General features: G+C 65.3%; 17 protein-coding genes. 6 read left to right on the top strand and 11 right to left on the bottom strand.

Features of this window, described 5'->3' with window-relative positions:
• Positions 1-985 (top strand): S9 family peptidase (locus RMP10_RS17530; RefSeq protein WP_310571448.1); only part of this gene is annotated, 985 nt, incomplete at its 5' end.
• On the opposite strand, the gene RMP10_RS17525 is transcribed toward RMP10_RS17530, so the two are convergent.
• The 3 genes from RMP10_RS17525 to RMP10_RS17515 form a co-directional block, all read right to left on the bottom strand.
• Positions 982-1,548 carry a hypothetical protein gene (locus tag RMP10_RS17525; RefSeq protein ID WP_345785821.1) on the bottom strand — a complete coding sequence of 189 codons (567 nt, stop codon included), beginning with the start codon at positions 1,546-1,548 and terminating at the stop codon, positions 982-984. The genes RMP10_RS17530 and RMP10_RS17525 overlap by 4 nt on opposite strands.
• A 112-nt stretch (positions 1,549-1,660) precedes the next feature.
• Positions 1,661-5,059, bottom strand: a complete 3,399-nt coding sequence (locus tag RMP10_RS17520; RefSeq protein ID WP_310571446.1) for a penicillin acylase family protein — start codon at positions 5,057-5,059, stop codon at positions 1,661-1,663.
• A complete protein-coding gene (locus RMP10_RS17515; protein WP_309670317.1) occupies positions 5,056-5,562 on the bottom strand; it encodes a hotdog fold domain-containing protein in 507 nt (168 codons plus the stop codon). Before RMP10_RS17515 ends, RMP10_RS17520 begins: the two co-directional genes overlap by 4 nt.
• Before the next feature lie 99 nt (positions 5,563-5,661).
• Here RMP10_RS17515 and RMP10_RS17510 point away from each other — a divergent pair, with 99 nt between their 5' ends.
• Positions 5,662-7,125, top strand: coding sequence for an SDR family oxidoreductase (locus RMP10_RS17510; RefSeq protein WP_310571445.1), 1,464 nt, complete (start codon positions 5,662-5,664; stop codon positions 7,123-7,125).
• Positions 7,122-8,342 (top strand): glycosyltransferase family 2 protein, encoded by a 1,221-nt coding sequence (locus RMP10_RS17505; protein ID WP_310571444.1) that lies wholly within the window; start codon positions 7,122-7,124, stop codon positions 8,340-8,342. Before RMP10_RS17510 ends, RMP10_RS17505 begins: the two co-directional genes overlap by 4 nt.
• A gap of 164 nt (positions 8,343-8,506) precedes the next feature.
• Here RMP10_RS17505 and RMP10_RS17500 read toward each other — a convergent pair whose 3' ends face one another.
• The 7 genes from RMP10_RS17500 to nosZ are packed head-to-tail and all read right to left on the bottom strand — an operon-like array spanning position 8,507 to position 15,046.
• The gene (locus RMP10_RS17500; RefSeq protein ID WP_310571443.1) at positions 8,507-8,965 is read right to left on the bottom strand and encodes a plastocyanin/azurin family copper-binding protein; all 459 of its coding nucleotides are present in this window, start codon (positions 8,963-8,965) and stop codon (positions 8,507-8,509) included.
• 59 nt (positions 8,966-9,024) lie between these two features.
• Positions 9,025-9,831 (bottom strand): ABC transporter permease subunit, encoded by an 807-nt coding sequence (locus RMP10_RS17495; RefSeq protein ID WP_310571442.1) that lies wholly within the window; start codon positions 9,829-9,831, stop codon positions 9,025-9,027.
• Complete coding sequence (locus RMP10_RS17490; RefSeq protein ID WP_310571441.1) at positions 9,828-10,643, bottom strand: ABC transporter ATP-binding protein; 816 nt, start codon at positions 10,641-10,643, stop codon at positions 9,828-9,830. Before RMP10_RS17490 ends, RMP10_RS17495 begins: the two co-directional genes overlap by 4 nt.
• Positions 10,640-11,899, bottom strand: coding sequence for a nitrous oxide reductase family maturation protein NosD (locus tag RMP10_RS17485; protein ID WP_310571440.1), 1,260 nt, complete (start codon positions 11,897-11,899; stop codon positions 10,640-10,642). The genes RMP10_RS17490 and RMP10_RS17485 overlap by 4 nt, the downstream gene beginning before the upstream one ends.
• Positions 11,896-12,387, bottom strand: coding sequence for a nitrous oxide reductase accessory protein NosL (locus RMP10_RS17480; protein WP_309670310.1), 492 nt, complete (start codon positions 12,385-12,387; stop codon positions 11,896-11,898). Before RMP10_RS17480 ends, RMP10_RS17485 begins: the two co-directional genes overlap by 4 nt.
• On the bottom strand, positions 12,384-13,016 hold the full coding sequence (locus RMP10_RS17475; protein WP_310571439.1) for a hypothetical protein: 633 nt from the start codon (positions 13,014-13,016) through the stop codon (positions 12,384-12,386). The genes RMP10_RS17480 and RMP10_RS17475 overlap by 4 nt, the downstream gene beginning before the upstream one ends.
• The gene (gene nosZ, locus RMP10_RS17470; RefSeq protein ID WP_345785820.1) at positions 13,016-15,046 is read right to left on the bottom strand and encodes a Sec-dependent nitrous-oxide reductase; all 2,031 of its coding nucleotides are present in this window, start codon (positions 15,044-15,046) and stop codon (positions 13,016-13,018) included. Before nosZ ends, RMP10_RS17475 begins: the two co-directional genes overlap by 1 nt.
• A 228-nt stretch (positions 15,047-15,274) precedes the next feature.
• Between nosZ and RMP10_RS17465 the strand changes: the two genes are divergently transcribed.
• Positions 15,275-15,739 carry an Rrf2 family transcriptional regulator gene (locus tag RMP10_RS17465; RefSeq protein ID WP_310571437.1) on the top strand — a complete coding sequence of 155 codons (465 nt, stop codon included), beginning with the start codon at positions 15,275-15,277 and terminating at the stop codon, positions 15,737-15,739.
• Here RMP10_RS17465 and RMP10_RS17460 read toward each other — a convergent pair.
• The gene (locus RMP10_RS17460) at positions 15,736-16,257 is read right to left on the bottom strand and encodes a type 1 glutamine amidotransferase domain-containing protein (protein WP_310571436.1); all 522 of its coding nucleotides are present in this window, start codon (positions 16,255-16,257) and stop codon (positions 15,736-15,738) included. The two genes, RMP10_RS17465 and RMP10_RS17460, sit on opposite strands and share 4 nt — an antisense overlap.
• 158 nt (positions 16,258-16,415) lie before the next feature.
• Between RMP10_RS17460 and RMP10_RS17455 the strand changes: the two genes are divergently transcribed.
• Both RMP10_RS17455 and RMP10_RS17450 read left to right on the top strand, forming a co-directional pair.
• Positions 16,416-16,829, top strand: a complete 414-nt coding sequence (locus RMP10_RS17455) for a P-II family nitrogen regulator (RefSeq protein ID WP_310571435.1) — start codon at positions 16,416-16,418, stop codon at positions 16,827-16,829.
• Positions 16,826-18,157 carry an ammonium transporter gene (locus RMP10_RS17450; protein ID WP_310571434.1) on the top strand — a complete coding sequence of 444 codons (1,332 nt, stop codon included), beginning with the start codon at positions 16,826-16,828 and terminating at the stop codon, positions 18,155-18,157. Before RMP10_RS17455 ends, RMP10_RS17450 begins: the two co-directional genes overlap by 4 nt.
• The last annotated feature ends 79 nt before the right edge of the window (positions 18,158-18,236 follow it).

Here is an 18,236-nt window from a genome sequence, read left to right as displayed (position 1 = left end):
CGAGCTACTCGGCGGGCGCCGGCGCATGAGCGGCTTCGCCTACGACGCGTCGATGCGCACCGTGGCGTACGTGGCGTCCAGCGTCACGCAGCCGACGGAGCTCTACGTCGCCGGCGTGGACGGGAAGGGGGAGCGGAAGCTCACCGCCTTCAACGAGGCGCTGACGCGCGAGGTCGCGTTCTCCGACGCCGAGCGGATCACCTACCCGAGCGTCGGCGGGCTGGAGGTCGAGGGGTGGCTGATGAAGCCGTACGGCTACACGGCGGGCAAGAAGTATCCGATGGTGATCTACATCCACGGCGGACCGCACTCGTCGTACGGCGAAGGCTGGTTCGACGAATTCCAGAACCTCGCCGCGCAGGGCATGTTCGTGCTGTTCACGAACCCGCGCGGCTCGAGCGGATACGGCGCCGACTTCACGTACAGCACGCGCGGCCGCTGGGGTATGGAAGACTACGAAGACCTCATGAAGTCGGTGGACATTGTCGCCGCGCGCGCCGACGTGGACAGCACGAAGATGGGCGCCACGGGCGGCTCGTACGGCGGATTCATGACCACGTGGATCGCGACGAAGACGGATCGTTTCAAGGCGATCGAGACCGACCGCACGATCACCGACTGGACGTATTGGTACGGGAGCAGCGATGCACAGGGACTTACTGAGTTCGAGTTCTACGGCAAGCCGTGGGACAATCAGGCGCTCTACGACACGCTGTCACCGATCCGCTACGTGCAGAAGGTGAAGACGCCGATGCTGCTAGTGCAGAGCGAAGAAGATCACCGCACGCCGATGGGGAGTGCGGAGATCTGGTTCATGTCACTGAAGAAGCAGGGCGTGCCGGTGGAGATGGTGCGCTATCCGCGTTCCAACCACGACCTGTCACGCACCGGTGAGCCATGGCTACTGGTGGATCGCTTGGGACGGATCCGTCAGTGGTTCGCATTCTGGTTGCAGGGCGTGAAGGCCGGCACGGCGGCGAACTAGACTGCAAAGCAGTAGAAGAGACCAGCCCCGCCGGATGCTTTCAGATTCTCCTGACTGCATCCGCGCGACGGGTGGGCAAAAGTCCACGACGTCGGATTCGCGCCACCACCCTGACGATCGTGATGACCGACCAGCGCCGCGCCTTCGCCGCTGCTCGTCCAGTTCTTACAGGTGCTGTCACCGGCGTCGGTGGACACGCGGCCGTCGAGCGTCGAGCCCGTCATCACATCGTGCGTGTTTGGCGTATCGCCACGACCATTCACCAGCATCCCCTTCTCGGTGATGCTGTTGTCCTTCGACAACTTGTTGTTGTCGCTGTGCAGATCATCGACGCTGGTGGCTACCACCACGCCTTTGGCATTCTTCCATGGACCTTTGCCGATGCGGTCGCGCGCGTTCACCGCCGACTTGCCGTCGAGCGCCTGCTGACTCAAGTAGGCATGCCATGTCTTGCCGCGTACACCGGCTGCTTCGGCGAGCGTCGCGCAGTGTTTGTCGGCGCCCTCGAGTCCACCGAGGGCCGCGCCATTGCCGGAGCCGACGCTGGTGATGAAGAACGACATGTCCTGTTGCGGGGTGGGACGCGTTGGGGTGGTCGTCGCGAGGAGTGCGGTGGCGAGGGTGAGCGGCAGGCGGAAGGCGAGCATCGGAAGGCTCCTGAAGTTTGAGGAAGTACTACGGAACGATGACCACGGTCTCCGCCGTTCGCGCCTTCACGGCACGCGGAGAATACGGCAGCGGGGAATACTCTCCGCGCACCCACGGGGCGAAGAGATTGCTGTAGTACGGACTGCGCGGATCGCCGCTCTGACCGGGCGTGTTGGTCACCATCGCGCCATCCCAGTTCGCGAGGTCCATCACCACGCGGAAGCTCGCTCCGGCGGTCTGGTTGTCGCTGTTGCCAGTGGCGTTGAGGGTGTTGCCGTAGCCGCCACGAGCCAGCGGCCCTGGCGACAGGCGCGAGCGGATCGAGTCGGCGATCACGATATCGAGCGGGTGGGCAATGCGTACGTGGTGCATCTTCGCGTCGCCGTACCGCCAATCGGTCATGTCCTTGCCGAATCGCTTCGACAGGTCTGCCACGGCCTCGTTGAACGACCGGAACAGAATGAAATCGCGTGCCACCGTCGGGTTCTCGCCAAGTAGGGAATCCGGACGCGTGAGCCACTCGATGGTCTGTGACAAGCCGACGGTGCGCAGCAGCGGACGTGCCGCCAGCGGCAGCACGATGTCCGCCGTGTGTGTGAGCAGCTTGCGCTCCCACGCCGCATAGATGGCCGCACCACGCGAGTTGGCCGACAGCACGCCGTTCCAGCGCAGCATCGTGTCGCGCGCGGCGATCGAGGCGGAGCTCGTGAGCGTAATCTGCGTGATGAGCGGCACCAAGGCGCGCGCCGCCAGGGCGGTTTCGTCGTGCTGCAGCGCCATCATCTGCGACAGCGTGGCCTTGCGTGTAGTGTCGAGCACTTCCTGCAAACGATCCCGGCGGAACGGCTCCGCCCACAGGCGCGCCAGGGCGTTGGCATTGGGGTACGACGCCTCAACGTTGAGCGCGTTGGCGGTCCCCACGTAGCCGCGCGATGGCGACGTCTCATGCGGCAACTCTGGAATCGGCAGGAAGCCGCTCCACTCGAAACGACCGTCACCCGGCACCGGCACGAGACCATCCCAATTCTTGCGGATCGGTGCGATGCCGGCGCTCTGCCAGCCGATCGCCCCACTGGTGTCGGCCCAGATCCAGTTGAGGGCCGGCATGCGCGCGAACGACAGCGCCGTACGCGCTTCACTCCACGTGCGCGCTTGATCGAGACGCAGGCTGGCCAGGTACGGCGCACCACCGGGCTCGAGCGACGCCGCGCGCAGCGCCACGGCCACCCGCTTGGACGCGTCCGACAGGAGCACGGGACCATGACGCGTGTACTGCAACGTGACCACCACCGGCGCGGCGCCCTTCACGCGGATCGTATCGATAATCTGTCGCATGCGCTCACTGGCACCGCGATACCGATACGACCGCGCGTCCTTCGCATCGAGCTGGTAGGTGTACAGATCCTCCGCGTCGATGCCGAAAATCGTGAGGCCCCACGCGCCATGCTCGTTGTGCCCGATGGCGACACCGGGAATGGCCGGCTCGCCGCCGCCGATCACATCCCACCCCGGCGCCTTCAGGTGCACCATGTAGCGCAGCGACGGCGCCGCGATCGTACGATGCGGATCGTTGGCCACGATTGGCTTGCCGCTGGCCGTGCGTGATCCGGCGATCACCCAGTTGTTGCTCTCCCAGCGATCGAACGACGGTGTTGTCGTGTCAACCGGCGGCGCCACGCGCCGCAGCGCTTCCGGTAACTCCGCCGTGCGAAAGTTCGGGACCTGCTTAAAGTCGTTGTAGTCGGCCAGCATGCGCGCGCCGGGTGCGGCGTCAAGCGCGCGGGCCACGAGCGAGTCGAGGCTCAGGCGCACGGGTGAGAGCTCGTAGCGCCGCCGGCGCGCCACTGCTCCCTCGCCGATCTCGCGCACCGCGCGCGCGGTGGTCGGCTCGTCGGCGGCGTTCGAGGCCAACGCGTTGTGCCGAGAGATCACCACCGCCGGTGTCCAATGCTGCGGCGCGATGCCCAGCCATGTGAGTTCCGGTGGCATGAGGGCGGGATTGGCGCGCACGTGATCGATATACGCGTTCACGCCATCCACAAACGCGCCGATGATGGTTGCGCCGCGCGGATGATAATGCGCCAGCTCGGTCGTCATCGACCCGCGATAGCGCAGCAAGCGCGATGCCCGATCACGCGACACCCAGCGTGGTCCAAGCACCTGGGCCATCGTGCCCGTTGCCTGTCGCCGCCATAGTTCGAGCTGAAACAGGCGATCGCGCGCGGCACTGTAGCCCTGCGCGAAGAACAGATCGTGCTCGTTCGCGGCCTCGATGTGCACGATGCCGGCGCTGTCCCGCGCGAGCGTGACCGGCGCGCGCAGACCCTTGGTCATGACCTGCTGGGGCTGCGCCTGCGCCGTGGCGTCGCGCGGTGCCCCCAACAGCAGTGCCAGTAACACGACCGCTTTCACTACCGTTCCCGTCAACGCACTTGCGAACTCGCGCACAATCTCTCCTGCAGGTTTGATCTCATGAATGGCATCGACGCTACGTCCTGCCTGCCAGTAGTCCTGCGTGGCGCCATCGATGCTCGAGCGCTTGAGCTGCCTGAGCGAGCGCAGCGCGTAGAACGTGCGGATCCAATGCTTCGTCTTGCGTCCCTTGAACAACCAGCGGGACATCGGGCCCACTTTCGTGCCGAGTTTCTCCACGTATGGCGTGCGGATCACCGAAACTGGCACTCCAGTGAGGCGTTCGGTGAGCACGATGTCACGGGAACTGGCCTCCACGATCGCGTACTTGTAGGCGTCGTCGGAGTTGCACTCCGGCGTCGCGATGAAGCGCGTGCCCAACTGCACACCGGCGTAACCCATATCGAGTAGCGCTTTGAACTGGTCGGGTGCGCCCACACCGCCGGCGGCGACCACTGGTAATCCGAGCGCGCTGACCTCGTCGAGCAGCGCGCGGGGATCGCGTGAGCCGGTATGGCCGCCCGCTTCGCGGTTCACCGCGACGAGTCCGTCGACCCCGCCGTCACGGCCCTTCTGCGCCCACTTGAGCTCCGTGATGTCGTGGTACACCACGCCACCTACCGCGTGTACGCGATCGCACACCCACTTCGGATTGCCCAGCGACGTCAGAAAGAATCGCACGCCTTCCTCCAGCGCGATATCGACCCACTTGATCATGCGGTTGTGATACGTCTTCGACGACGCCTCGATGAGCGCGTTGAAGCCGATCGGTGCGCCGCCGCTGAGACGATTGATGGTGCGCAGCCCTTCGCGGAAGTCGTAGCCGTGCACGTACGTGAGCGAGATCGGTTGCACGATACCAAGCGCGCCGGCCGCACTCACGGCGGCCACGAGCTCGGGATTGCTGCAGGGATACATCGGCCCGCAGATCAGCGGCACCCGAATGTGCGCGTGACGGGTGAGCGGCGTGTCGAACGCGAGCGCGTCGGCCGGCGGGGCAACAGCGTCCGTCATCGGGCCGACGCTCGTGAAGGATCGGGCGGCGACAAGCGCCAATGCACGAGGCAGCGTGCCACCACGTCTCCGTCAGCGTTCGCGATGTCCGCCTGCACATCGTGCGTGATCGGCTCGGGTACGTCGCTCGGCGCGTGCGCGGTGGTCGTGCACACCAGCGTGCCACGCGCCTTCTTGAGGTACTCGATCTGCAGGCCGGTCACGATGCCACGCACGCCTGGCGGCAACGCGGTCATAAGCGCCACGCCACTGGTCATCTCGGCCAGATTCACCAGCGCGACGGCGTGCACCGACGCCAAATGATTCCGGACGGCCTTGCGGTCGCGCAATTCGACCCGCGCGTAGCCGGGGCGGACATCGGTGTAGACGCCGCCCACCGACCCGGTGTACGGCGCGGTGCGCCCCACCGCCCAGCTGAACAGGCGTTTGCCGAAGGGGAGACCCGAAAGTCGTTCCCAATTACGCAGCAGGAGGCGTCCCGGGGATGGATTGGCGCGAGGCATGCAGATGGGAACGGCGGAGAGGGAAGAGGCGTAGCGTTAAGTAGCGTACGTGCGGATCACCGAACCCGCCACCGTCTCACGGCTTCCGCCCCCCTCCGCATGACCGTGCTCGTTACCGGCGCCACAGGCTACATCGGCGGCCGCCTCACCTCACGTTTGGTGGAGCGGGGCGTTCCGGTGCGACTGCTGGTCCGTGACCCGCGCCGCATTCACGGGCGATGGTGGGAACACGACGTGGAGGTCGTGACCGGCGACCTGTTCGATCCGGCATCACTTCATCGTGCGCTCGATGGGGTCGATCAGGCGTACTACCTCGTGCATAGCATGACGCACGCCACCGACTTCGCCGAGCGGGACCGCGTGGCCGCCCGGAACTTCGTGCAGGCGGGACGGGCGCTGAAGCACTGCATCTACCTCGGCGGGCTAGTCCCCGATACCGTCGACGCCAGCGAGCATCTTCAGAGTCGAGGCGAGACGGGGGCGATTTTGCGGGGTGGCCTGCCGACCACCGAGTTCCGCGCCGGGCCGATCGTCGGCTCGGGGTCGGCATCGTTTGAGATGGTGCGGTATCTGGCGGAGCGATTGCCGTTCATGATCGCGCCCAAATGGATCACGAATCAGGTCCAGCCGATTGCCGTGCGCGACGTGCTCACCTACCTGATTCGCGCTCGCGAGCACGGCCCGGCCGGCATCGTGGAGATCGGTGGCGCCGACGTGCTGTCGTTTCGCGACATGCTGCATGGCTACGCCGCCGTACGTGGCCTGCGTCGTACGATCATTGCCGTGCCGGTGATGTCGCCACGGTTAGCCGCCCTCTGGATCGACAAGGTCACGCCGATTCCGTCGCGGTTGGCGACGCCCCTGGTCGAGGGCATTGCCCATCCGGTGCTGGCCGACACCAGTAAGGCCCGCGAGCTGTTTCCTGACGTGCGCCCCATGGCCTATCGCACGGCGGTCCAGCGCGCGCTGTCGCGTCTGACCGCGCACGCCGTGGAGTCGCGTTGGAGCGACGCCCTGGGGGGCGGCGCGTCGTACGAACTGCGCGACCGGGAGGGGGTGCTCGAGGAGACACGCACCATCTACGTGGACGCCAGCCCCGATCAGGTGTTTCGCGCTTTCTGCCGGCTGGGAGGCGATCAAGGGTGGCTCGCCTGGAACTGGCTCTGGAAGATCCGGGGCTTTCTGGACCGATTGGTGGGCGGACCCGGACTTCGACGGGGGCGGCGCGACCCTGCGTGGTTGTATCTTGGAGAGGCGGTCGACTTCTGGCGGGTGGAGATGGTCGAGCGTCCGCGCCTGTTACGGCTGCGCGCTGAAATGCGTGTGCCCGGTCAGGCATGGCTGCAATTTTCCGCCGTGCCCGAAGGTGAGGGCACACGGTTGATCCAGACGGCGCTCTTCGCGCCCCGCGGTCTTTTCGGACTTCTTTACTGGTACGCGATGTATCCGGCACACCTGTTCATCTTTGGTGACATGGCGAAGGCGGTCGCCAGGCTCGCGCTGACCGAGCCGGTCGTCTCGCCTGCCGTCCGCACGCGCATCTCCCGCGAGCCGGCGATATGAGCATGTCCTTCCCGCTGGTCGACGTCGCGCGCGGCGTGGGGCTGACGCTGCTCGCCGTTCAGGTGCCGCTGTTGCTGTTGCTGCTCACGCGCCTCATGCCGGGGCGGACTCGCCGTCCACCCATCGCGCCCCGACTTACGCCCCGCACCGACACCACGGTGACGGTGATCGTGGCCACGCTCAACGAAGCGAAGCGCCTCGGCCCCTGTCTCGCCGGTCTCACCGCGCAGACGGCACCGATGCTTGAAGTGCTCGTCGTGGACAGCCATTCGACCGACGGCACGCGCGAACTGGTCGAGGCGGCGTCGGCGCGTGATCCGCGCATTCGCCTGATCACCGACGAGCCGCTCCCGGCCGGTTGGGTGGGCAAGGTGTGGGCGCTCGAAACGGGTCTCCGGCAGGCCAAGGGCGCGTGGGTGCTTGGCATTGACGCCGACACCGTTCCCGCACCCGGGTTGGTTGGCGCGGTGGTCGACGCCGTCGAACAAGACGGTTACGACGTGGCGTCGTTTTCGCCGCAGTTCCGCGACCAGACATCGGCCGAACGCTTCGTGCAACCGGCGATGCTGGTCACGCTGGTGTATCGCTGCGGTGCGGCGGGCGCCACCCAGCCACCTCCTGATCGTGTGCTCGCGAATGGACAGTGTTTCGTGGCGCGCCGGGCGCTGCTGGAGCAGCACGGCGGCTATGCACCCGCCCGTGCGTCGTTTTGCGATGACGTCACGCTGGCGCGGCACCTCGCCTCACATGGCGCACGCGTGGGCTTTCTCGACGGCTCGCGCATCATTCAAGTGAGTGCGTACGTCTCACTGGCAGAGATGTGGCGCGAGTGGGGACGCAGCTTCGACTTGAAGGACGCCACACCGACCTGGCGTCGCTGGGTCGACGTGGTGTTGGTGTGGAGTGCACAGGCGTTGCCGCTGCCGATGCTGCTCGTGCTCGGCGCCGTGCTCGGGTCGATGGGTTGGCCCGCGGCCGACAATCCGCAGACGATGCTCCTCGAGGCGCTGGTGCTCGTGAACGCGTCGGCGCTGCTGGTGCGGCTGATGATGCTCGTTGCGCTACGCAACAGCTACGCCGAACGCGGCTGGCCGTTCTGGTTCTCGTGGCTGTCCGACACGGCTGCCGCCTGGCGCCTCACGCTCAGCACCGCCCGCACGCCAACGCGTTGGCGCGGCCGACAGTACGACACGCTGGTGACCGACGGCGCGAGCTAGGCGCGGCGGCGAAACGCAAAAGCAACAGCGGGAACACGGAGCTGGCGGATTGCACGGATCACACAGATAAACCAAGAGCGCTTTTGCTTATCTGTGTGATCGGTGAAATCTGTTCCCTCCGTGTTCCCGCTGTGGCTTTTCCCGTTCGCCGTTGCCGTGACGAATTACTCGTTCTCGACCTTGAGCTTGCCGACCATGCCGAGCAGCGCGTGCGGGTCGCACTGGAAGTAGTAGCTCTTGCCCGCGGCGAAGTTCACCGGGACGAGGAGCTCCTGACCGGGCAGCTGCGCGAACGTAGACATCGGTGGCAGGTCCGGTATGCCGGGATTCGAGTCGGCGAGAAAGTGCACATTATGCACGCCGGCGACCAGCACGAACTTGAGCACGTCACCCGGCTTGGCTTCGATCTCTTTAGGCTTGAAGTAATTGCCAGTCTCGTCGGTGATCATCTCGATCGTGATGACGGTGCCCGTGGGCTTGGGTGCGTTCGCTGGCGCGGCGGCCGGGCTGGGCGCGCCACCAGCGGCAGTGTCGGTCGACGCGGCTTTCTCTCCGCCGCAGGCAACGAGGAGCAGGGAAGCGGTCGCGAACGCGAAGCGGGTCACAGCATTACGGGTAGACATCAGGAAGTACCGGAGAAGTGTGTGAGGCGGAGGGGAAATGGCCGTGATGGGGACTACGGTCAGAAGTCGCGACGCTCGAAGGCGCGCCGTCCTGCCCAGGCAGGGGTGAGAATCCAGAGGAGCAACCCGGAGATCGCGGCCAGCGACCCCAGCACGCTGCCGAGGAAGCGATGCATGAGCGCGCCGGTATAACCCATCAATGCCGCGGCGTCGCTTTGCATCACGATTAACGTGCGCGCCAGATCGACCGGGTTGGCGAGGGTGAGGGCCAGCATCGGCTTCTCCAGCGGGTAATCGGTGAACGTGGTTGCGACCAACAGCATCAGCCCGTCGTAACCGATCGTGAGCAGCATCCACACCGCGATCGCGGTACCGACGCCGCGCAGTCGATCTTCGATGGCCACGCCGATCAGCAGCGCGAGACCGCCGAACACGAACGTCAGCGCCACGCCGCCGGCCAGTGTTGCGGCCAGCAACGGGAGGGCGTCGCTGCCCAGGGCGCGGTGCACGGCGAACGGCAGCAGCAGTCCCAGCGTGAAAGCCGCCGCCAGCGGCAGCACCAGGCCCAGATACAGACCGCCGAACAGCGCCGAACGCCGAACCGGCTGCGCGAGCAGCAGTTCGTTGAACTCACGTGAGGCGTGCCAGGTGATCACGCCGAACAGCATCGTGACCAATGGCACGACCAGCAACACCAGACCGAGCAGCGACGACAGCGCGCGTGGCCCGCTGCCGGTGAGACGCAGCATGCATTCGGTGAGCAGCAGAATGCCGCCGCCGAACAGCAGCACGCCGCGATTCTTGAGGACGGCGCGCGCTTCGTGCCGCAGCACGGTGGCGATGGTGGACCGCGATGCCGCGCTCATGCGTGGGCTCCGACGGTCGTGTACTCCGACTGCATCAGGTGCGCGATGGCACGCTCGAGCGAGTCCGCCTGCGTGGTGTGCAGCAGCGCCGTGAGCGGGCCCGCCCAGCGCACGCGTCCCTCATGCAGGAACACCACCGTGTCGCTGAACTCCTGTAGCTCGCTCAGGATGTGCGACGTGATGATGACCGCCCGTCCTTCGTCGCGAACCGCACGGATCTTCTCCTTGAGGATGCCACTGGCAATCGGATCGAGACCCGCGGTGGGCTCGTCGAGCAGCAGGAGATCGGGCGCAAAGAGAAACGCCGCTACCGCATTCAGCCGCTGCCGTTGTCCGCCGGAGAGAGTACGTACGGGTTGCGTGAGAAAGGCGTCGACCCCGAGACGCTCGATGAGCGAGACATCGCGTGGGGTCGTCTCGCCGCGCAAGTCACGTAGTAAGTCGAGCACATCCTGACCGGTGTAACTCTCGGGGAACCGCGCGGCCTGCGGCATGTACCCGATGCGCGCGCGATACGCGATCTGGCCCGCGACATCGACGCCATCAAACGAGATACTGCCGGAGTCGGCGTGCACGAGACCGAGCAGGACTTTGTTCAGTGTCGTCTTGCCGGCGCCGTTCGGTCCGATGATGGCGGTGACGGCGCCGCGGGCAATGTCGAGATTCACGCCATCGAGCACTCGGCGACGGCCAAAGGACTTCACCAGACTCCGGATCTCGACCAGCGACGAAGCCGGACGGTGCAGCGGGATGATCGGCGTTGTCGTCGTACGGACCTCGCAGGCGGGGCGCCTCAGGAGCGCAGTGGTCATGGTAGTTTCCGGGGAGTACGCATGAGCGGCGACGCGTCGCGCAGTGTTTCCGGCGTGAGCGCTGGTACGACGCGCTCCGCGATGTCCAGCAGATCGACCAGCAAGCTCCTGGTGAGTACCAGCGCGGCCGGTGACTGTTCGACCAGCAAGGCAAAGAGGCGAACCGGCGCGTGCGTCACATCGCCGCGGCCGTCGTGATCGAGGTCATAGCCGGCGTACCGATCCCACCAGTTGCCGGTGAATGTGCTGTAGTTGCGCCGGCTGTTGGTGCCAACGTCGAAGACGTTCCCCGAAAACGCATTGCCGCGCAGCACATTGTCCTGGGCATCCGCCAGCACCCGTACCGCCCAGCCGTTGCGCACGAAGTCGTTGTCAATCACCGCGTTCCGGCTCGCGCCTTCGAGATGCAGCGCGATCGAATTCTCGATGAACCGGTTGCCGCGGACTTCGCTGTCAGTGATTTCCTTGAGCAACAGTCCGTAGGCGGCGCTGCCGCGATTGCGTTCGAAGGTGTTGCCGGTGATCTGCACACGCTTCGAGTACATCACGGCGACGCCGGACTCATTGGCACGGAACGTGTTGTCTTCGTAACGGCACGAGTCGGAGAACATGAAGTGCAGCCCGTAGCGATGACTGCCCGTGCTCAGGTTGCGGCGCACGCGGCTATTGGTCACGAACTCGAAATAGATCCCATCGCGGTGACCGCGGATCACGTTGTCTTCGAGCACGATGTCGCGGCTCGACCAGAGGTGCAGTCCGTTGCCCGTCACCGTCTGGGAGCCCGCCATTCCATCGAGAACATTTCGGCGCACCAGACACGCGCTGGCCCGCTGCAGATAGATACCAAAGAGGGTGTTCGTGAACGTGTTGCCTTCGATCAGACAGCCAGCCGCTTCCACCACACGCAACGCCGCGCGATCGGTGGCTTGGCTGCTGCCCGTGTTGCGAAACGTCATCCCGCGCACGGTCACCGAGTCGGCGCCGACCACGAGGATTTCTCGCACCCCGCCACCATCCAGGATCGCTCCGCGCTCGCCTTCCAACGTGAGCGGTTGTCGGATGACGAGCGTCGGTTCGATGTATACGCCAGCCCGCACGCGGACCACGCCGTTGCGTGACACCACGCGGATCGCTTCCGTAACCGTCCGAACCGTCGTACCGGATGCGGTGGCCGTGGTCGCGCGCTGCGACGACACGAACACCGTGTCCGCACGCGTTATGGCCAGCGTCGCGAAGAGCGCGAGTGAAACGATCATTGCCGGGTCTGCGGTGACGGGGCAGGTGCCGCCGTTGGCACAGACTGCTGCTTCACGAGCAACAGCACCTGCGGCCACGTCATCAACTCCCCACCGAGCCGCTGACGCACGGCGTCGATATCGGCCGCTGAATCCAATGCGGCGAGCCGGCGTCCCATCGGGGAGTGCAATGCGCCGCCGTACAGAAAGCGCGCGTGGGTCACGTCCAGCCAGCGCGACGGGTTTTCGACGTCCGCCACCCAGATCGCGCGGGGGGGCGACGCGGCCGGGAGCGACGAGACGTACCCCGCCAGACATTCGATCGAGTCGAACGTCTCGATGCGTCCGCGGGCCGTCAGCACCATGGCGCCGAAACGCGGATCGTCAATGGTCATACGACAGTACCGGCAGGAGTCTTCGCCCGCGACGAGTGGACGTGGACCGGAGCCGCAGGCGCTGGCCGAGAGGGCCAGCACCAGCACCGCGACGGACGTGAGTGAACGGCTCATGCGATGCCCCGCGCTCTGCTGTGCGCTGTGCTTGATGCCCGGCGGCCGGCGTCGTCGTGGCGCGCCACCAGAGGCGCGCCGACGGCGAGGATGACACTGGCGATGGCGAGAAGTCCGCCCGTGGCCGGAAGCGAGGTGGCTGTGAAGTTGAGCAACTTCTTGCTGCCGATCAGCGGTGGCTGATACGACATGCCGGGCACTTGGATCGGCGCGTGTTCGAGGTCAAGGTTGTGTCCGTAGTCGTACTCCCATCGCCAGAAGTCGACGAGCCCGACCACGGCCGAGAGCAGCAACGTGCTCCCCCACGCCAGGATCCAGCGACGGCGTCCCATGGCGGCAACCAGCAGCCCGGCCACGCTCATCGCCACGATGCCCGCCGGCATGAACCTCAGCTCCGGGATGCTCTCCGGAACGATCGTCTTCATGCCGATGTAGTGGTTCAACCCGTTGATATTCTGCAGGTCGTTGGGCTCCACCCCGGACACCGTGTGTGCCCAGATGTGCATCCCCAAGCCCTCCGGGTACTGCGGCGCGGTCAGGGACACGCGCCACAGGGGGAAGAAGAGCGCGCCGGCCAGGGCGACGGCCGAAACCGCCACCATGAGCCGGGCACGCAGTGAGGCAGGCATCAGCGGGGTCTCGGTGTGCCCGTGGGGTGGCCAGCATGGGCGTCTACCGCGCCTGCGCTGGATCCCGGCGGCGTCGGCAGCGTGATCCCGCGCTGCGCTGCCCGTGCAACCTGGCCCTTGGCCTTCAGGGTGTTCGCCGTGAGCGGCACGCTCGAGCCTACCGGTGACACGCGGACGTAGCCTTGCATTTCCTGGTGCAGCGCCGAGCAGAAATCGGTGCAGTACATCGGGAAGACGCCGATCGACTTCGGGATCCACTTCAGCGTGCGCGTCTCGCCCGGCATGATGAGCAGCTCGGAATTGATCGCCCCCTGAATCGCGAAGCCGTGGGGAATGTCCCAGTCCTGCTCGAGATTCGTGATGTGGAAGAGCACGGTGTCGCCGACCTGCACGCCTTCGATATTGTCCGGTGCGAAATGCGATCGGATGGCCGTCATGCGCACATGCACCACTTTGCCTTTCCGCTCCACGCCGGCATCACGTTCCGCCTTCGCGACCTGCGGATGACGGTTCTCGGCGAGCGAGTAGTACTTCTTCTGCTGCTTCTCGATCTTGCTCGCGAGAATCGCATTCGCGTAGTGCGGTTCGCCGGTCGTCGGGAAGTCGAGAATCAGCTTCATCTTCTCGCCCGAGATGTCGTACAGCTGCGCGGACTGCGTGAGCTCGGGTCCGGTGGGGAGATAGCGGTCCTTCGTGATCTTGTTCAGCGCGACCGCATACTTGCCGGCCGGCTTGGTCGTGGCGCCACCGGGAATCATGAGGTGGCCCACCGAGTAGTATGTCGGCGTGCGATCCACGACTTCCCACGTGCCGAGCTTCCACTTCACGATCTCCGACGAGATGAAGACCGAGGTGTACGCGTAGCCCTTGCCGTCGAACTCCGTGTGCAGCGGGCCGAGGCCCGGATCCTTCACTTCACCGGCAAGGATCGCTTCGTACTTGAGCACGGGGATGCCGCTGATCTCCGTTTCGAACGCCTTGTCCTTGATCGCCTGCTGCAGTTTGGTGAACGAATGCACCGGGATCACGGTGGCGAGCTTGCCGCCGGCCACGATGTACTCGCCCGAGGGATCGACGTCGGCGCCATGCGGTGATTTCGGCGTGGGCAGGAAGAAGATCGAGTTCGGGCAGGACTGCGGCGTGAGCATCTTCACGCTCTTCTTGGTCTCCGAGCGGGCCACGCGGGAGAACTCGTCCATCACGTTGTGCGTGTAGTCGACCGGCCAGTTCTCGGCCTTGCCGTTCTTCGCACACGCTTCGAGGCTCTTCCAGTTGATCGCGGCGATGAAGTCCTTGTCGGCCTTCGACGCGTTGATCTCGAGCTTCTCGTACGCCTGCTCCGAGTTGTACGACGTGAGGAATACCCAATCCTTCGACGGGCCCTTGCCGGCGCGCGCGAGGTCATAGTCGTAACCCGGAACCAGCAGCTGGAAGGCGACATCCATCTTGCCCGGTTCGTTCGCTGCGATGAAGCTGATCGTGCCCTTGAACGCCTTCTTGTAGTCAGCGATTGGTACGTCGGCCTGCGGGATCGGTACGGAGAATCGCGTGGAGGCGATCACGTACTCGCTGTTCGACGTAATGAATGGCGACCCGTGGTTGCCGCCGGAGTTCGGGATCTGCAGAATCTCCGACGCTTCGAACGTGTTCAGATCGACGCGCGCCACGCGCGGCGTATTGTTCGCATTGACGAAAATCCAACGGCCGTCATCTTCGCCATTCGTCTGCGAGAGCGCCGTGTGGTGGAGATCATCCCACGGGATATTGCCGAACGTCGTTTCGAGCATCGGCTTGGTCTCTTCCGAGTACCCCCAGCCGTTCTCAGGGAACTGCGAGAACACCGGGATGATCTTGAGCAGACGGCCCGATGGCAGGCCGTACACGCCGATCTGTCCGTTGAACCCACCGGACATGAACGCGTAGAACTCATCGTGCTGGCCGGGCGCGACATATACCTTGTTGGCAGCATCGGCACTGCCGACGGCCCCGGCGGGGCGATTGGCCGGCGCACACGCAAATCCGTACACCATGGTGGCGGCGACGGTCGCAGTCGCCACGAGCCAACCCGTGCGGCGAGAGAGAGACATAGGAGAACCCCGAGATTGGGAGAGAATGGGTGCGGCGCGCGGCCTGCGGTGGCCGACGTGTCGCTGGAGATCAATCTCGGATGCGATATGCGATTAAAAAGTCAGAGAAGCCCCGCTGCTTTAGAGGGAAACCCTGACATCCCCGTTTCTCGATTCGGCCACTTTCACTGCATGCGACTCACACGATTCACCGACAATGCGTTGCGCTGCCTGCTGCTGCTGGGTCTCGAACCCGAGCGCTGCATTACGGTGAACGAGATTGCCGAACGCATGAACATGTCGTACGAGCATCTCGTGAAAATCGTCCATCGACTTTCTGAGTTCGGCTATGTGGAAACGGTGCGAGGACGGCACGGGGGCGTGCGCCTGGGCAAGCCGGCGGGCGATATCGCACTCGGCACGCTCATTCAACAGACCGAGGAGAACCTCGCGCTCGTGGAGTGTTTCGATCCCGAGCACAACACGTGTCCGATCTCGTCGGCGTGTCGGTTGGCCGGCACGTTGGATGAGGCGCTGCACGCGTTTTTTGCCGTCCTCGATCGGAAGACGCTGGCCGATATCCTCGAGCCGAAAGCCGAGTTGGTGACGCTGCTTGCGCGCCGGGAACCGGTGGCGGTCGCGGTTCGGTCCGCCTAGCGCGGTTCGCTGAGTGCGCGCAGCATCGCTCGCGTGAAGTCCGGCAAATCTTTCGGCACGCGGGCGCTCACGATGGTGCCATCGACCACGGCGGGCTCGTCGACCCAGAGGGCGCCGGCGTTGGTGAGATCGTCCCGAATGCCCAAGGACGACGTCATGCGCTTGCCGCGCACGATACCAGCCGAAATGAGAATCCACGGGCCGTGGCAGATGGTGCCCACGATGCCCCCCTGTTCGAACACGCGCCGCACGAGCGACAGGACCGCCGGATCGCGCCGCAGCTTGTCGGGGGCCCAACCACCAGGCGCCACCACGCCGCACAGGGTTGCCGGATCGAGATCGGCCACCTGACCGTCCATTGTGGCCGGATAGCCCCACTTGCCGTGATACAACGCGTCCCCGTTGCCGATCAGCGGGGTGTGATAGCCCGCTTCTTCGAGGCGGAGCTTCGGATACCAGACCTCCAAGTCTTCGTAGTCCGGGCCGACGAGGATGGCGATCGTGCCGAGTGACGACATAGTGAATCTCAGATTCAGGAAAGAGTCGGGAATGCGGCGGAGGCCAGCGAGCTGTTGTGTTCGTGCGTACAATTGGGCGAGGCCGGAAACGCTCCCCCGCTGCAGGCGCTTGATCTCGGGGATCGTACTGCGACCGGCCGCCCTTCGCCCCAAACACCATGAAGCTTATCGTCGCCATCATCCGCCCGGAGAAGCTGGCGGATGTGAAACGTGCGCTCTTTCAAGTCGGCGTGACCGGCATGACGCTGTCCCGCGTCAGCGGGCACGGTGGGGAGCGCGACGTCGTACAACAATATCGCGGAGAATCGGTCGTGCTCGAGTTCCACGAAAAGGTCCGGATCGAAATGGCCTGTTCGGAGGAGTTCGTCGAGCGCACGATCGACGCGATCTGCGAAGGGGCACGTACCGGTGACGTGGGCGACGGAAAGATCTTCGTGCTGCCACTTGATCGCACGGTGCGCATTCGCACTGGGGAGCGCGACAACTACGCCCTTACCGCCGTCAATGCCGACGAGATCATGCGTCAGACGCAGCTCGAAATGCGGGTCCCCAACCCGGAGGACTTCCGATGATCCAAGCGGCAACGACCTCGTCGGGTGATACGGCGTGGGTGCTGGTCGCTACTGCGCTCGTGTTGTTCATGGTGCCCGGGCTGGCGTTCTTCTACGGCGGTCTTGTTCGCAGCAAGAGCGCGCTCAATACGATGTTGATGAGTCTCGGTGCGTTGGCGACCGTGACCGTGCAGTGGGTGCTCTTCGGGTACAGTCTGGCGTTCGGTCCCGGCTCCAACTGGATCGGTGGCCTCAGCTTCGTAGGTTTTCAGGGCGTCACCGCCATGCCGAATCCCACCTACGCCGCAGCGCTCCCGCATCTGCTCTTTGCCGCGTTTCAGGCGATGTTCGCCGGGATTACGGTGGCGCTCTTCTCCGGCGCGATCATCGATCGGATGCGGTTCGTGGCCTATCTCACCTTCGGCCTGATCTGGACCACGCTGGTCTATGATCCGCTGGCCCATTGGGTGTGGGGCGACGGCGGCTGGTTGCGCACGCTCGGCGCGCTCGACTTCGCCGGCGGCACCGTGGTGCACATCAGCGCCGGCATCACGGCGCTGGTGCTGGCCAAGGTCCTCGGACCGCGTCGGGACTTCAAGCGCATTCCCACCGTCCCGCACAACGTGCCCTTCGCGCTGCTTGGTGCGGGCATGCTCTGGTTCGGCTGGTTCGGCTTCAACGCCGGCTCGGCACTTGCGGCCGATGGCATTGCCGCGAACGCGCTGGTGACGACGCACGCCGCCGCCGCGGCGAGCTTGCTGACGTGGATTGCGCTGGAGTTGTACAAGGGCGGTCGCGCGACGGCCGTCGGTGCCGCGACTGGTGCTGTTGTCGGGCTGGTGGCGATCACGCCCGCCGCGGGCTTCGTAACGCCCATGTCGGCGCTTGCCATCGGGTTCCTCGCGGCCCCGGTCTCGTTCTTCGTGCTGCACTACCGCGCCAAGACCGCGCTCGACGACACACTCGACGTGTTCGCCTGTCACGGCGTGGCCGGCATCATGGGCGCCGTGCTCACCGGTGTGTTCGCGTCGAAGGATGTGAACCCCATCGGCGCCGACGGCCTCCTGCGTGGCAACCCCACATTAGTCGGCATTCAGGTGCTCGCCGTCGTGGCCACGGTCGCCTTCGCTGGCACCGCGAGCTTCGGCATCCTGTCTGCGCTCAAGCTCGTGATGCCACTGCGCATCCGCGTGGACGCCGAAGTGCAGGGCATCGACTTGGCGGAACACGGCGAGGAGGCATACCACGGGTCAGATCTCAGTGATCTGACGGGGCGGCGTACGGCGCTCGGTGATGCGGTGGTGTTGTCCGCGAGTGAGATGCGGGGGGCGGTGGTGCGGAGCGCGTAGCGGGCGCTGACAACTGCGACTCCCTAGGAAGCAGGGGGAGTTCAAGGGGTCAGAGTCGTTGAACGCGCGCGTTCAACGA

Source organism: Gemmatimonas sp. (genome assembly GCF_031426495.1).
In the GTDB taxonomy this organism is placed as follows: Bacteria; Gemmatimonadota; Gemmatimonadetes; order Gemmatimonadales; family Gemmatimonadaceae; genus Gemmatimonas.
Note: the sequence above shows the minus strand (reverse complement) of the source record. Positions and strands in the feature narration are given on the sequence as shown.